The 13798-nt window shown below is 64.6% G+C and carries 12 protein-coding genes; 6 read left to right on the top strand and 6 right to left on the bottom strand.

The genetic code is table 11. The features are described 5' to 3' along the window. Positions 1-151: 151 nt before the first annotated feature. The 3 genes from ABWP50_RS03390 to rpmF are packed head-to-tail and all read right to left on the bottom strand — an operon-like array spanning position 152 to position 2414. A complete protein-coding gene (locus ABWP50_RS03390) occupies positions 152-1129 on the bottom strand; it encodes a beta-ketoacyl-ACP synthase III (RefSeq protein WP_353216580.1) in 978 nt (325 codons plus the stop codon). Beyond that, positions 1126-2193, bottom strand: coding sequence for a phosphate acyltransferase PlsX (plsX, locus tag ABWP50_RS03385; RefSeq protein ID WP_353216579.1), 1068 nt, complete (start codon positions 2191-2193; stop codon positions 1126-1128). The genes ABWP50_RS03390 and plsX overlap by 4 nt, the downstream gene beginning before the upstream one ends. Positions 2194-2234: 41 nt before the next feature. Then, complete coding sequence (gene rpmF / locus ABWP50_RS03380; RefSeq protein WP_353216578.1) at positions 2235-2414, bottom strand: 50S ribosomal protein L32; 180 nt, start codon at positions 2412-2414, stop codon at positions 2235-2237. A gap of 291 nt (positions 2415-2705) precedes the next feature. Between rpmF and recN the strand changes: the two genes are divergently transcribed. From recN to ABWP50_RS03365, 3 genes are read left to right on the top strand one after another with little or no spacing between them, the layout of a single operon-like run. After that, positions 2706-4370 (top strand): DNA repair protein RecN, encoded by a 1665-nt coding sequence (recN, locus tag ABWP50_RS03375; protein WP_353216577.1) that lies wholly within the window; start codon positions 2706-2708, stop codon positions 4368-4370. A 3-nt stretch (positions 4371-4373) separates the two neighbouring features. Next, entirely contained in the window at positions 4374-5669 is a 1296-nt protein-coding gene (locus ABWP50_RS03370) for a serine hydrolase domain-containing protein (protein WP_353216576.1), read from the top strand. Next, positions 5666-6091: a DoxX family protein gene (locus tag ABWP50_RS03365; protein ID WP_353216575.1), complete on the top strand. Its 426-nt coding sequence runs from the start codon at positions 5666-5668 to the stop codon at positions 6089-6091. Before ABWP50_RS03370 ends, ABWP50_RS03365 begins: the two co-directional genes overlap by 4 nt. A 12-nt stretch (positions 6092-6103) precedes the next feature. Here the strand turns inward: ABWP50_RS03365 and ABWP50_RS03360 are convergent, their stop codons facing one another. Next, positions 6104-6754, bottom strand: a complete 651-nt coding sequence (locus tag ABWP50_RS03360) for a TetR/AcrR family transcriptional regulator (protein WP_353216574.1) — start codon at positions 6752-6754, stop codon at positions 6104-6106. 163 nt (positions 6755-6917) lie between these two features. Between ABWP50_RS03360 and ABWP50_RS03355 the strand changes: the two genes are divergently transcribed. The 3 genes from ABWP50_RS03355 (at position 6918) to ABWP50_RS03345 (ending at position 11756) form a co-directional block, all read left to right on the top strand. Continuing rightward, on the top strand, positions 6918-9191 hold the full coding sequence (locus tag ABWP50_RS03355; RefSeq protein ID WP_353216573.1) for a TonB-dependent receptor: 2274 nt from the start codon (positions 6918-6920) through the stop codon (positions 9189-9191). Positions 9192-9410: 219 nt separating this feature from the next. Continuing rightward, positions 9411-11468, top strand: a complete 2058-nt coding sequence (gene ligA / locus ABWP50_RS03350) for an NAD-dependent DNA ligase LigA (RefSeq protein WP_353216572.1) — start codon at positions 9411-9413, stop codon at positions 11466-11468. 129 nt (positions 11469-11597) lie between these two features. Further along, entirely contained in the window at positions 11598-11756 is a 159-nt protein-coding gene (locus ABWP50_RS03345) for a hypothetical protein (RefSeq protein WP_353216571.1), read from the top strand. Positions 11757-11787: 31 nt separating this feature from the next. Here the strand turns inward: ABWP50_RS03345 and ABWP50_RS03340 are convergent, their stop codons facing one another. Then, positions 11788-12687, bottom strand: coding sequence for a 50S ribosomal protein L11 methyltransferase (locus ABWP50_RS03340; protein WP_353216570.1), 900 nt, complete (start codon positions 12685-12687; stop codon positions 11788-11790). Continuing rightward, complete coding sequence (locus ABWP50_RS03335; protein ID WP_502950968.1) at positions 12684-13781, bottom strand: ATP phosphoribosyltransferase regulatory subunit; 1098 nt, start codon at positions 13779-13781, stop codon at positions 12684-12686. The genes ABWP50_RS03340 and ABWP50_RS03335 overlap by 4 nt, the downstream gene beginning before the upstream one ends. Between the last annotated feature and the right edge of the window lie 17 nt (positions 13782-13798).

Genomic DNA, 13798 nt, shown 5'->3' with positions numbered 1-13798 from the left:
TGTTCATGTTTTCCCCCATCGTCACAAATACCGTGAATGTAAAATCAACTGCTGCATTGCAGTCACGTTAATCACTAATTCTACGCAGGTTTTTGCGATTCGCCAGTCATTTTGCCGCAGGCTGCCGCATGGGGCAATCACACTGCGGCAATCACCAGCGCACGGCCGCTGCGCCCCAGGTGAACCCGCCGCCCATTGCCTCCAGCAGCACCAGATCGCCGGGCTGGATTCGGCCATCGCGCACGGCGGCATCCAGCGCCAGCGGCACTGAAGCCGCCGAGGTGTTGGCGTGGCGATCGACCGTGATCACCACGCGATCGGCCGGCAAATTCAGCTTGCGGGCGGTGGCCTCCAGGATGCGCAGATTGGCCTGATGCGGCACCAGCCAGGTCACATCGGCTGCCGTAAGGCCCGCCGCTTCAAGCACTTCGCCCATCACGCTGGCCAGATTGACCACGGCGTGGCGGAACACTTCTCGGCCCTTCATGCGCAGATGGCCGGTGGTTCCCGTGGAGCTTGGCCCGCCATCGACATGCAAAAGATCATTGTAGCGGCCGTCGCTGTGCAGCCGGCTGGCCAGCACGCCGCGATCCGCTGCGCTGCCCGGCTGCATCTGGGCTTCCAGCACGACAGCGCCGGCTCCGTCGCCGAACAGCACGGCCGTGGTGCGATCGTCCCAATCCAGCAGGCGTGTCATGGTTTCGGCGCCAATCACCAGCGCCCGGCCATAGCCGCCGCTAGCGAGCAAGGCATCGGCAACCGTGAGCGCGTACAAAAACCCCGAACAGACCGCCGCAACATCAAAGGCCGCGCCATGTGTCATGCCCAGCTTGTGCTGAATCACCGTGGCAACGGCTGGAAATGTCTGATCCGGCGTGGCTGTGGCCACCACGATCAGATCGATATCGGCCGGCGTGCAGCCGGCGGCCGCCAGGGCGCGCCGCGCCGCCTCCGCACCCAGATCGGACGTGAATTCACCTGGGGCGGCAACATGGCGGCTGCAAATGCCGGTGCGTTCGACGATCCACGCATCCGATGTATCGAGCCGCGCCGCCAGATCATCGTTGCTGAGCACGGTTTGAGGCAGATAGCTGCCGGTGCCGATGATGACAGACCGACGTTTGGTCACGCTGCGTTAGGCTCCGGTTGATTGTCACGCGCCATGACGATTTCAGCCAGATCGGCGCTGATCCGGCGGCTCACATCGTCGATTATCAGATCATGCGCCACGCCGATGGCGTTGGCCAGTCCGCGGGCATTGGCACCGCCGTGGCTTTTTACCACAAGGCCATTCAGGCCCAGAAACACCGCACCATTGTGCGCGTTGGGATCGAGATGCGCACGCAGCGATTGCAGCGCGCCGCGCGCGATGAAATAGCCCAGCTTTCCCCAGATGGACGAGCGAAAGGCATTGCCGAGCAGGCCGGTCACCAGCCGACTGGTGCCTTCAGCAGTTTTCAACGCGACATTGCCGGTAAAGCCATCGGTGACCACCACATCGATATCGCCGGTGCCGATCTTGTCACCTTCGACAAAGCCGACGAACTCCATCGGCAATGCGGCAGCGCGCAGCGTGGCGGCGGCCTTGCGAATCTCGCCCGTGCCTTTCAATTCCTCTTCGCCGATATTGAGCAAGCCAACGCGCGGCCGCTCCAGCCCCAGCACCGTGCGCGCAAAGGCGGCGCCCATCACGGCAAACTGCACCAGATTGGTTGCATCGCAGTCGGTGTTGGCACCTAGATCGAGCATCACCGATTCGGATTTCATGGTGGGCAGCAAGGCCGCCAGCGCCGGGCGATCGATGCCTGGCATGGTGCGCAGGCCAAACAGCGCCATCGCCATCAGGGCGCCGGTGTTGCCAGCCGACACGGCGGCATGGGCATCGCCGCGTTTCACGGCATCGATGGCCATGCCCATCGATGTGGTGCGCGCCCGGCGCAGCGCGTGCGCCGGTTTGTCGGTCATCACCACGATATCGTCGCTGTGAATGATGCGAGCGCGCCCTGCCAGGCGCGGCCAGCGCAGCAATTGTGCTGCAATATCAGGCTCGCGGCCGTGCAGCAGAAAGCTCAGGCGCGGATAGCGTTCCGCTGCGATGTCAGCGGCAGCGACAGCCTCGGCAACGCCCGCTTCGCCGCTCATCACGTCCAACGCGACAACCGGGCCGCCTGGCGCGTGGGGCTGGCCTGTCATACGATCTTGACTGGCCAGCGCTGCCTGGGTCTGGTCTTTGATCAGGCTTCGACAGCGACAACTTCGCGGCCGTTGTAATGGCCGCAAGCGCCGCACAGGTTGTGCGGCAGTTTCAGCTCACCGCAGTTCGAACATTCCTGGAACTGCACGGCCGTCAAGGCGTGGTGGCTGCGGCGCATGTTGCGGCGTGAAGGTGAGGTCTTGCGCTTGGGAACGGCCATGAGGCACCTGTATCCATTGGTAAAACAGCAATTGTGCAGTCCCCTGGTGCGCACCCGCCATTGATTGTGCGACTAGAGTACCAGCCGGATCAGGTGCGCGTCAGACGACGAACGAAGGAGCGCCGTATAGGGGAATTTCGTCTGGTTGCAAGCAGGGATTGGTTTTGGCCCAATTAGCCCCGATATTGCAGCGCTCTTGCGGTGGTTTAGCGGCAGGAAAGCCAGTGCAGCGGCGAGCATCGTTGAATTATGGGCTCGCGCCAATCCCGGCCAATCGGCTAACACAAGCACGTGCTGACTGCGCTTGCCATCCAGAATGTCGTGCTGATCGAGGCCTTGGCCATCGAAGTGGCAGCGGGCCTTGCTGTGCTGACCGGGGAAACCGGCGCCGGCAAATCCATCCTGCTCGATGCGCTGGGATTGGTGCTGGGCAATCGCGCCGACGCTGGGCTGGTTCGCGCCGGCTGTGATGCGGCGCGGGTGGTGGCGGAATTTGATGTGCCGGCCGATCATGCGGCGCGGGCGCTGCTGGCCGAAAATGGCCTGGAGAGCGACAGTGATGGCAGCGGCGCGATCATCCTGCGCCGGCAGCTCAAGGCCGATGGCGGCAGCCGCGCGTTTGTCAATGATCAGCCGGTGTCGGCAAGCTTGCTCAAGGAACTGGGTAGCTTGCTGGTCGAAATCCACGGCCAGCACGACGAACGCGGCTTGCTGAGCGCGCGCGGCCACCGCACCTTGCTGGACAATTTCGGCGGCCATGCAGGCGCGTTGGCTGCCACGCGCAGCGCCTGGGATGCGTGGCGTGCGGCCCGTGCCGCCGCCAGCGTCGCGCGGGACCGCCTGGCTGCCGACCAGCGCGACCGCGAATGGCTGGAGCATGCCGTGGCTGAGTTGACCGCGCTGGCGGCGCAGCCGGGTGAAGAAGCCGAACTGGCGCTGGCCCGTGCCGAGATGCAAAAGGGCGTGCGATTGGCCGATGATCTGGCCGCTGCCGCGGGGCAGTTGAGCGCCGGCGATGCGGCTTTGGCCACTGCTGCCCGCCGTATCGACCGCATGGCTGGTGAACATCCGCTGCTGGCCGCCGCTCTGGCCGCGCTGGACCGGGCGCTGGTCGAAGTCGGGGAGGCCGAAACCCAGTTGGCAGATGCAACCCAGGCGCTGGGCGCCGATCCGGCTCGGCTGGAAGAGGTGGAAACCCGGCTGTTCGAACTGCGCGCTGCCGCCCGCAAGCACAAGGTGGCCGCCGATGCGTTGCCGGCGCTGGCGCAAACTATGCAGCAGCGCGCCGCTGCGCTGGTGGCCGGCGAAGATGCCCTGGCCGGGCTGGACGGTGCTGCCACCAAAGCGCAGGGCGCTTATAAGCGTTCGGCTGAGGCCTTGAGTGCGGCGCGGCTGGCGGCGGCAGCCGGGCTGGACGCTGCTGTTGCTGCCGAATTGAAGCCGCTGAAGCTGGATGCTGCACGGTTCCGCACCCGGATTACGCCGCTGCCGGACACAGATTGGGGGCCAGACGGCCAAGAGCGCGCGGAATATGAGATTGCCACCAATCCCGGCGCGGATTTTGCGCCGCTCATCAAAATTGCCAGCGGCGGTGAACTGTCGCGGTTTATCCTGGCGCTGAAGGTGGCATTGGCCAGTGCGGGGAGCGCGGGCACTATGATTTTTGACGAAATTGATCGCGGGGTTGGCGGCGCGGTGGCGTCAGCGATCGGGGACAGGCTGGCCCATCTGGCCCGCCAGGCGCAGGTGCTGGTGGTGACGCACAGCCCGCAAGTGGCGGCGCGCGGTGACAGCCAGTGGCGCATCGAAAAGGCCAGTGCCGGCGGCATCACGCGCACCCGGCTGGTGCCGCTGAATGGCACCGAACGGCAGGAAGAAATTGCGCGCATGTTGTCGGGCGCGGATGTAACACAAGAGGCTAGGGCGCAAGCTGCCCGGCTGCTGCAAGGATATTGACCGATGTTGACCATTGATCGCCGCAAATTGCTCTCGGCCATTGCACTTGCCGCGGCTGGCCCGGCAGCGGCGCAATTGCCGATGCGCCGGCCCGTAGCGCTGCGCCATGATGCTGTGCAGGCGCTGATCGAGAATTATGTGACGGCTGGCAGTGTGCCGGGCGCAGTGGTTGCGCTGGTCGAGCCCGGCAGCCAGACGCCCGTGTTTGTTACCGCCGGGGTGACGGCATTCGGCGGCAGCACCAAGGTGACGCCAGACACGCTGTGGCGCATTTATTCGATGAGCAAGCCGATCACCGGCATGGCGATCATGCAGCGCGTTGCCACTGGTGAATTGCGGCTGGATCAGCCGATTTCCGATGTATTGCCGGAATTTAAGGCCATGCGCGTGCTGGTTGATCCCGCGAAGGGCCTGGAATCGCGGGAGGCTGCCCGGCCGATCACCGTGCGCCATCTGCTGACGCACACCGCTGGCTTTTCATACGGCATCAACGGCAATGGCCCGCTGGAACAGGAATACAAGCGGCTGGGCATCCAGCCCGGCAGCGTGCCGGCGTTCCTGCAGCCCGGTGAAGGCGCCTTGCCTGATTTGCAGGTGATGGCCGCTTCGCTGGCTGGCCTGCCGCTGGCGCTCGATCCCGGCACGGCGTGGAAATACTCCGTCAGCCTCGATGTGGCGGGCGCGCTGCTGGAACGGCTGACCGGCCTGACGCTCGACAAGGTATTCGAACAGCAATTGCTCGGCCCGCTCGGCATGCGCGACACCGGCTTCTGGGCGAAGGACCCGGCCCGGCTGGCAGCCAATTATCTTTGGACGGCCCCCGGCACCACCACGCCGCTCACCAATCCAATCCCGGTTTCCGTGCTGGAAAAGGACGGCTTCACCACGCGGCCGCGCCTGCTGTCCGGCGGCGGCGGCATGGTCGGATCGGCGCGCGATTATGCCCGCTTTGGCCAGATGCTGCTTAACAATGGCGAATATGGCGGTAAGACCATCCTGCCGCGCGGCACCGCCCGGCTGGCCACCAGCAATCTGATGCCGCAAGGCGTGTTCTTCGAAGCCCGCAACGGCTTTGGCGCCGGTGGGCGCGTGACGCTGTTCGATACGCGCGCAACCGGGCCAAAAGCCGGCAGCCCGGCCGAGGCATACGGCTGGGGCGGCGCTGCCGGCACCTTGTTCATGGTCGATCAGGTTCGGCAGTTTGCGGTGGTGCTGATGCTGCAAACCATGGCCGATCGGCGGCTCAGCCGCGACAATGATCTTGCCGCCGCGCTGATGGCCGACGCTGATGGGCGATGACAGCGCCCGCCGGCAACAGTTGGCCCCGCCAACTGGCGCGGCTGCTGCTGGCGTTGGCCTATGCGTTTGTTGGTTATGTGCATTTGCGCAGCCCGCAAGGATTTTTGCCGATCATGCCCGATTGGGTGCCCTATCCGCGTGAAGTTGTGCTGGCGACCGGCGCGGCGGAAATTTCCGGTGCGATCGGGTTGATGATCCCGCGCCTGCGCCGCGCCGCCGCGTGGGGGCTGGCGGCCTATGCGGTCTGCGTGTTTCCAGCCAATATCAAACACGCGGTAGAAAGCATTGAGTTGTCAGGCCAGGTGCTTGGCTGGGGCTATCATGGCCCGCGACTGGTAGCCCAGCCGGTGCTGGTGTGGCTGGCGCTGTGGGCGGGCGGCATCACCAACTGGCCGTGGCGCAACCGGGCGCCGACGCCGTAAATTCTGGTTGGGTCAGCGCGGTGCCAAGCCGTTGGCGATCAGGTCATGGGCGGCAGCGGCAATCTCATCGACCGGTTGGCCGTCATCCCAAACGCCGAACTTCAGCCCCAAAAACACATTCATGCCCATGATCGCCCATGCCCGCACGTGCCAATCGCCATCGGCGATCTCACCGCGTCCGAAGGCTTGGGCTAGGCTGCTGGCATAGCTTTGGGCAACATCGACATAATGGCGGCGATAGGCATCTTCGGCCACAAAGGCGCTTTCATCGATTATTCGGTATAGCGCCTTGTGGGTGCGCACGAATTGCAGATAGGCCGCCATGCCGGCGCGTTCGCCGCTCAATCGGTCAGGCGCTGCCAGGATATGCGGCACGACATGCTCGCGCACCTGTCGGCTCATATCGGCGACCAACGCGCGAAACACCGCCTCCTTGCTGTCGAAATAGGTGTAGAAACTTCCGATGGCCACGCCGGCACGCTGGGCGATGCGGGCAATGCTGCCATCATAATAGCCGCGCACGCCAAATTCCTCGGCAGCAGCATCCAGCAGCAGCCGCAAGGTGCGTTCGCCGCGCTTGGTGCGCGGGCGCTTGTCGGTGCTGGCGCTGGGCCCGCTGTCGGTGCCAGTGCCAGTGCTGTGGGGGTGTGGCGAAACAGTCACTATTTGCCCTTAATCCCTTTTCACCAGGCCGGAAGCAGGTGAGTTGGCGCAGCCCGTAGTTGAATAGTGGTTCATGTTTCAGTATTATACTCCTCAAGCATTCACAAGACCGGCGGCCCCTGCAATCTGCGCGGCCGTCAGGCCCTGCCGGGGAGAAGACCAGATGACCTTCCACGCTCATTCACGCCGCCTGCTGCTCGCCACGGTCAGCTTGATCGCTGCCTTGCCGGCTGCTGCCCAACAGACGCCTGAAACAGCCGCCGCTGCTGCAGCAAGCGACAGCACGGCCGAAATCGTCGTGTCCGCCCGCCGCCGCGATGAGCGCCTGATTGATGTGCCCGTGGCCGTCACCGCCTTCAGCCAGGCCGATCTGGCACGGCTGCAAGCCGTTGATCTGTCGGCGCTGCAAGGCATCGCACCAAACCTGAATCTGGTGCAGGGCCGCGGTTCGGCAGCCAGCGCCAACATCTTCATCCGCGGCCTTGGTCAGCCCGATGCGTTGCAAACCTTTGATCCGGCTGTCGGCATCTATGTCGATGGCGTCTATTTCAGTCGCATTCAGGGCGCGCTGCTCGGCTTGGCCGATGTGCAGCGCATCGAAGTGCTGCGCGGCCCGCAAGGCACGCTGTATGGCAAGAACACCACGGGCGGAGCGATTTCGATCGTGTCGCGCAAGCCGGATTACACCACGGCCCGGGTCGAAGCTTCGGCGCTGTATGGCAGCTTCAATCAATTGCTGCTCAACGGCTATGCCACGGCACCGCTCATCGCGGACCGCATGGCACTGTCGCTGGCAGCACAATATGACAAGCGTGATGGCCTGGTCACCGATCCGCGCACCGGGCGCGAATATAATGACCGCGATTCGGTGACGGTGCGCGGGATCCTGCGCGCCAAGCCGGTGGACAGCCTGGAACTGCTCCTGTCCGGCGATTACAACCGCCAGCGCAACGCACTCACGCTGGGCTATCCGACCGCGCAGCTTGGCGGCATTCGCCCCATCGTGCCCAACCCTTATGGCGATTATGATTACCGCGCCTCCACCAGTTTCCGCGGCAACGAAGGTCAGCGGCTGGATCATTGGGGTGTCAGCCTGACCGCCAACTGGACACTGTCGGACAGCTTCACCGTTTCCAGCATCACGGCGTGGCGCAAGCTGGACCCGGATCTGTTCATCGATATCGATGCCAGCGAAGCCGAATTGGGCGATGTGTTCGTGGGCATCGATCAACGCCAGTTTAGCCAGGAACTGCAACTGAAGTGGGACAGCAATCGCTTTTCCGGTGTGGTCGGGCTGTTTTATCTGAATGAAAACATCAAGTCGCGGCAGGAAGCCTATGCCGATGATCTGTTCGGCCTGCCGTTCACCCGGCTGATCAACGATGATCAAACCACCAAAAGCTATGCCGCCTTTGGTCAGGCCAGCTACAAATTCACCGATGCGCTCAGCCTGACCACCGGGCTGCGCTACACCCACGAAGAACGCAGCTATGACCGGTTCACCACCACGGTTTCCAGCTTTGCGGGCCTGAATGGCCTGGCCTTCCGCTTCCCGGGCAATTTGCCGGCGCCGTTCAATCTGGACAACACCGCCGAGTTCGACGCCTGGACGCCCAGTGTGACCTTGGCCTGGAAGCCGGGTGCCAATAGCCAGATTTATGTGTCGGCCAGCCGCGGCTTCAAATCGGGCGGCTTCAATGGCCGCGCCAATGGCGTTGCCGATCTGACGCAGACGGTGAACGGCGTGCCCACGCTCGTCACCAGCTTCCGGCCGGAAACCGTGTGGACCTATGAAGGCGGCACCAAAGCCAGCTTCATGGATGGCCGCATCTATTTGGCCGGTACGGTATTTTACAGCGATTTCCGTGATTTCCAGGCGCGTGTTGGCGGCGGATCAGTTGCGTCGTTCCCGGTGCTGAACGCCGGCAAGCTGTCGATCTGGGGTGTTGAACTGGAAGCCACCGTCAAGCCAACCAAGTTTTGGAACATCCGGTCCAGCCTTGGTTATCTTGATGCCAATTATGACGAATTCAACGATGGCCGACGCGCGCCGACCTTCAGCTGCAACCCGACCGGCGCGCGCGTAACCTGCCAGCCGCCGTTTGCGCCGCCGATCACTTTCACGGTTGCGACCGATTACCGCATCCCGGTTGGCGAAGCCGGCACCATCACGCTGGGCGGCGACGCACGGTTTGTGGACAAGCATTTCCTGTCGGTGGACAATCGCCCTGGCCTGACCGAGCCGGGCTATTGGCTGGCCAACGCCTTTGTGCGCTTCGATGCGAAGGGCGGCTGGTATGTGCAGGGCGGCGTGAAGAACCTGTTCGAGGCGCTGTATCGCACTGATGGCCAAGAGTTTTCTTCGGTCGGCAATATCCAGACGGTGTATTTTGGCGATCCCCGCACCTTTAACGCGATGGTGGGTTTCAGGTTCTAATCGCAGCCGGGCGAGCGCGCACCCTGCGCGCCGACTCCGGCAAGATCGGCCAGCGAGCAAAGAAGGGCGGCCCCAACAGGCCGGCCTTCCTTTGACTCGTCTGACGTCGCGGCTTCGCCGCGCTCTTCCTTTCCTTCCTCAACACCCAAAAGCGGACTCGGCGGCTCCGCCGCCGGCCGCCCCCTTCAATAACCCCAATCCCCCTGATACACCCGCGCCATGACCGCCGCACCGCCAACAACTGACAGCGAGGCCGCCGCCGAACTCGCGCATCTGGCCAAGCAGGTTGCCCGGCACACTGCCGCCTATTTTCAACAGGATAGGCCGGAAATCAGCGACGCGGACTATGATGCCCTGGTGCAGCGCAACACCGCGTTGGAGGCGCAATTTCCGCATCTGGTGCGCGCCGATTCTCCATCAGTGCGCGTGGGCGCCAAGCCCGCAGCAGGCTTTGCCAAGATCATACATTCGCGGCCCATGCTCAGCCTGGACAATGTGTTCAGCGATGATGAAGCCCGTGAGTTTGTGGCCCGGGTGCGGCGGTTTCTGAACCTGCCGGATGATGCGGATGTGCGGCTGCGCGCCGAAGCCAAGATCGATGGCCTGTCGTGTGCGCTGCGCTTTGAACAGGGCCGGCTGGTCCACGGATCGACCCGCGGTGATGGCGCAATTGGCGAATCGGTGACCCCAAATCTGCGCGCGGTGACAGGTTTGTGCCACAATTTGCCCGTCGGTGTGCCATCGGTGACCGAGATTCGCGGTGAGGTTTATCTGAGCAAGGCCGGCTTTGCCGCGCTGAATGCGCGCCAGGCCGAAGCCGGCGGCAAGATCTTTGCCAACCCGCGCAATGCCGCGGCCGGCTCGCTGCGCCAGCTTGATCCGAGCATCAGCGCCAGCCGGCCGCTGGCCTTCATCGTGCACGGCTGGGGTGAGATGAGCGTGCTGCCCGCTGCGACGCAAAGCGAGATGATGGCGGCGATTGCGGGTTGGGGCTTTGACACCGGCAGCCTGGCGATCGGCAATGCCAGCACCGATGACTGCCTGGCCTTCACTGCCGATCTGGAGCGGCGCCGCGCCGATCTGCCGTTTGATATCGACGGCGTCGTTTACAAGGTCGAGCGGCTGGACTGGCAGGAATCGCTGGGGCAGGTGGCACGGGCACCGCGCTGGGCGGTGGCGCACAAATTTGCCGCCGAGCAAGCCGAAACCCGGCTGGAGGCCATCGATATCCAGGTGGGCCGTACCGGCGCGCTGACGCCGGTGGCGCGGCTGGCCCCGGTGACCGTGGGCGGCGTGGTTGTGACCAACGCGACGCTGCACAACGAGGATGAGATTGCCCGGCTGGATGTGCGCGTGGGGGACAGGGTGCGCGTGCAGCGGGCGGGCGACGTGATCCCGCAGGTGGTGTGCGTGGTGCCCGGCAATGGCGTGCGCGGCGCGGCTTTTGTCGTGCCCGATCATTGCCCGGTGTGCGGCGCGGCGGCCGTGCGCGAGGAAGACGGCGCGGTGCGCCGCTGCACCGGCGGGCTCACGTGTCCGGCACAGCGCCACGAACGTTTGCGCCATTTCGTCAGCCGCAATGCGCTGGATATCGAAGGGCTGGGCGGGGAGCGGCTGGAGCTGTTTGCAGCAGAAGGCCTGATCCAGGGGCCGGGCGATATCTTCCGGCTGCGCGGCCAGCGGGACGCGCTGCTGGCCTTGCCCGGCTTCAAGGACAAATCGGTCGACAAGCTGCTGGCGGCGGTCGATGACCGGCGCAGCGTCAGCCTTGATCGGTTCCTGTTTGGTCTGGGCATCCGCCATGTAGGCGAAGTGACGGCGCGCGATCTGGCCCGAGCCTTTGGCAGCGCCGAAGCGGTGGCGGCCGCAGCACTGGACGAGACAGCCATTGCGCGGCTGACCGCCGTGAACGGCATCGGCGCCGTGGTGGCGCAGGCCTTGATCGATTTCTTTGCCGAACCGCACAACCTCGACACTGTTGCCGATTTGCTGGCGCAGGTGACGCCGCGGCCATTGCCGCCAGTGCTGCAAACCGGCCTGAGCGGCAAAACCATTGTCTTCACCGGCGCATTGGCCAAATTCACCCGCGAAGCAGCCGAGGCGCAAGCGCAGGCGCTAGGCGCCAAAGTGGCCGGCAGCGTGTCAGCCAAGACCAGCCTGCTGGTTGCCGGGCCGGGTGCCGGGTCCAAGCTGGCCAAAGCGCAGGCGCTGGGCATCGACGTGCTGGATGAGGATGGCTGGCTGGCGCTGGTCGAGGCGACCTTAACGGCCGAATGAGCCGAACATCTTCATGCAAAAAACGCATGTCTGTGGTCGGTATTGCTGCACTGCACATAAAAACTGAGTCGGAATAAATAGGCTCCATCAGCCGGGAATGGTCCTGGATGAAACAACAGGAGCATCGCCATGAAGGTCATCCCGACCGAATATGAGCCGCAGGTGCGCGCTGTGCCAGCCGGTGAAAACCAGCCTGCAACCAGCAGCCTGCCCAGCATGATCAAGCGTCGCCGCCGTGTGAGCTTGATTCCAGCAGCGGTAGACACCCGTCTGTTCCACGCGCTTTAGGGCGCTGGAACAGGGGGATTTCCTTACAAAATCAGTGCGTTTTGCGCACCAGCACCAGGCAGGGCCATTCGCCCCGCCGGTCCATCGCGCCGGCCGGGATCATCCCGTGCCGGCGATAGGCGTTGGCCACTGCGCGCTGCTGGCTATCGAGCAGACCGGCAAGCACCAGATGCCCGCCCGGCGCGATCACTGCGCTCAAATCGCGCGCCAGGGCGATCAGCGGCCAGGCCAATATATTGGCCAGCACCAGATCATAAGGCGCGCGCTGGCGCAGCGATGGCGCGTGCACACCCGCTGCGACCGCCAGAGCAATGCGCCCAGCGCATGCACCTGCGGCAAAATGGTTCAACGTCAGATTTTCGGCGGCGACGCTGATGGCGATGGGATCATTGTCGCTGGCGATGGCCCGCGCGGCGCGATTGGCACGAACGGCGGCCATGGCCAGCACACCGGTGCCGGTGCCGATATCAGCGATATTGCTGTAACGATGCGCCTTGGAAAGCCGGGCAATCGCCGCCAGGCAGCCGTGGGTGGTGGCATGCTGGCCGGTGCCAAAGGCCAATCCAGCCTCGATCTGCAGCGGCCAGTCACCGGGGCGAACGGCATCGCGGTGATTGGCGGTGTGCACGACAAACCGCCCGGCGCGCACGGGCTCCAGCCCGCGCTGCGACATGGTTGTCCAATCGGCGTCCGCCAATTCAGCGACCGTGACGCCAGATGCCGACGCGAACAGGCCGGTGATCAGCGCGACGGCAGCCGCATCCGGTTGGGTATTGAAATAGGCGGTGAACAGCCAGGCATCGGGTTGCGCCGGATCAGGCTCCTCAACGTTCAGGCTGGGCGGATCGTCAAAAAGATCGGCCATATCTGGCAGGCGGGGGAAGGCTTCGGCATCGGCGCGGTTGCACCAGAATTGCAGGGTCCAGCTCATGCCGGCTGTACAGCGTGACCGTCCCAGACATGGCTGCAGCGCAGCGCGGCGGCATTGTCGTCCGGCAACAGCGCCGCCACGGTGATCCAGCCATCGGCGCGCAGTTGCGCACCATCACTGACCGGCGTGCCGACGGGCAGCAGCAGGCGCTGCGGCTGGTCCTGGCCCAAGCCCAGATCAACCAGGCCATCGACATACAGCGAAAAGCCCACCGCGGTTTCGCTGCGGCCATCTGGATGCGCCACCAGATAGGCGCCGCCGCGGCCCACCTCGGCCATCAGCCCGGCACCAAACAGCGAAAAGCCCAGCCAGGTCTGATATTCAAAGCCGTGGCGCTCGGTGGGATCCAGCGTGACATTGACCGCGTGCAGGCCAGCCGCCAGTGCCGTAATCGCGTCCAGCCGAGCGACCACCGCTGCTGGAAGATCAAGCAATTTCAATGCCGAGATTGCAGCGGGCGCTGGCCCGGCTGCCGCGATCAACGGCACAAAGGCATCGGCCCTGGCGCGGCGCAGCGCCCCGATATCCTTGCCGTCCAGCCACGCCTGCACCTGGCCCAGGCTGGCATCACCCAGCGGCCAGCCGGCGGCGGCAAGATCGGCGACCAGCGACGGCATGGTCAGATCGACACTCAGGCCGGGCAGGCCGGTGGCGGCCAGCGCTTCGATCGCCACGGCCAGCACCTCGGCCACGGCGGCGCTGCCGTCGCTGCCGATCAATTCGGCCCCGGCCTGGGTGCGTTCGCGTTCGGGGCTGAGCTGATCGCCGCGCACGCGCAGCACCGGCCCGGCATACATCAGCCGCAGCGGCCGTGCGGCCTGCGCCAGCCGGGTGACGGCAATGCGGCCGACCTGCCCGGTCATGTCACTGCGCAGCGCCAGCGTGTGCTGTGAGACCGGATCGGTAAAGCGCAGCCTTTCGCGGCCTTCACCGCTGGCCAGGCTGGTTTCATATTCGGCCAGCGGCGGCGCCACACGTTCATAGCCGTGGCTGGCGCACACGGCGGTGAGGGTGCGCACCAGGCTGGCAAGCGCCTGCGCCTGCGGCGGCAGCCGATCGCGCAAGCCCTCGGGAAGCAGGCCGAAACTGGTCATGCAAATTTCAGCCCGCT

The organism is Sandarakinorhabdus sp. (assembly GCF_040398645.1).
GTDB lineage: Bacteria > Pseudomonadota > Alphaproteobacteria > Sphingomonadales > Sphingomonadaceae > Sandarakinorhabdus.
Note: the sequence above shows the minus strand (reverse complement) of the source record. Positions and strands in the feature narration are given on the sequence as shown.

Coding starts and splice junctions, on each gene's coding strand:
- plsX (WP_353216579.1), bottom strand. CDS start 2,193: ATGACAGGCCAGCCCCACGCGCCAGGCGGCCCGGTTGTCGCGTTGGAC.
- rpmF (WP_353216578.1), bottom strand. CDS start 2,414: ATGGCCGTTCCCAAGCGCAAGACCTCACCTTCACGCCGCAACATGCGC.
- ABWP50_RS03370 (WP_353216576.1), top strand. CDS start 4,374: ATGTTGACCATTGATCGCCGCAAATTGCTCTCGGCCATTGCACTTGCC.
- ABWP50_RS03365 (WP_353216575.1), top strand. CDS start 5,666: ATGACAGCGCCCGCCGGCAACAGTTGGCCCCGCCAACTGGCGCGGCTG.
- ABWP50_RS03355 (WP_353216573.1), top strand. CDS start 6,918: ATGACCTTCCACGCTCATTCACGCCGCCTGCTGCTCGCCACGGTCAGC.
- ligA (WP_353216572.1), top strand. CDS start 9,411: ATGACCGCCGCACCGCCAACAACTGACAGCGAGGCCGCCGCCGAACTC.
- ABWP50_RS03345 (WP_353216571.1), top strand. CDS start 11,598: ATGAAGGTCATCCCGACCGAATATGAGCCGCAGGTGCGCGCTGTGCCA.
- ABWP50_RS03340 (WP_353216570.1), bottom strand. CDS start 12,687: ATGAGCTGGACCCTGCAATTCTGGTGCAACCGCGCCGATGCCGAAGCC.
- ABWP50_RS03335 (WP_502950968.1), bottom strand. CDS start 13,781: ATGACCAGTTTCGGCCTGCTTCCCGAGGGCTTGCGCGATCGGCTGCCG.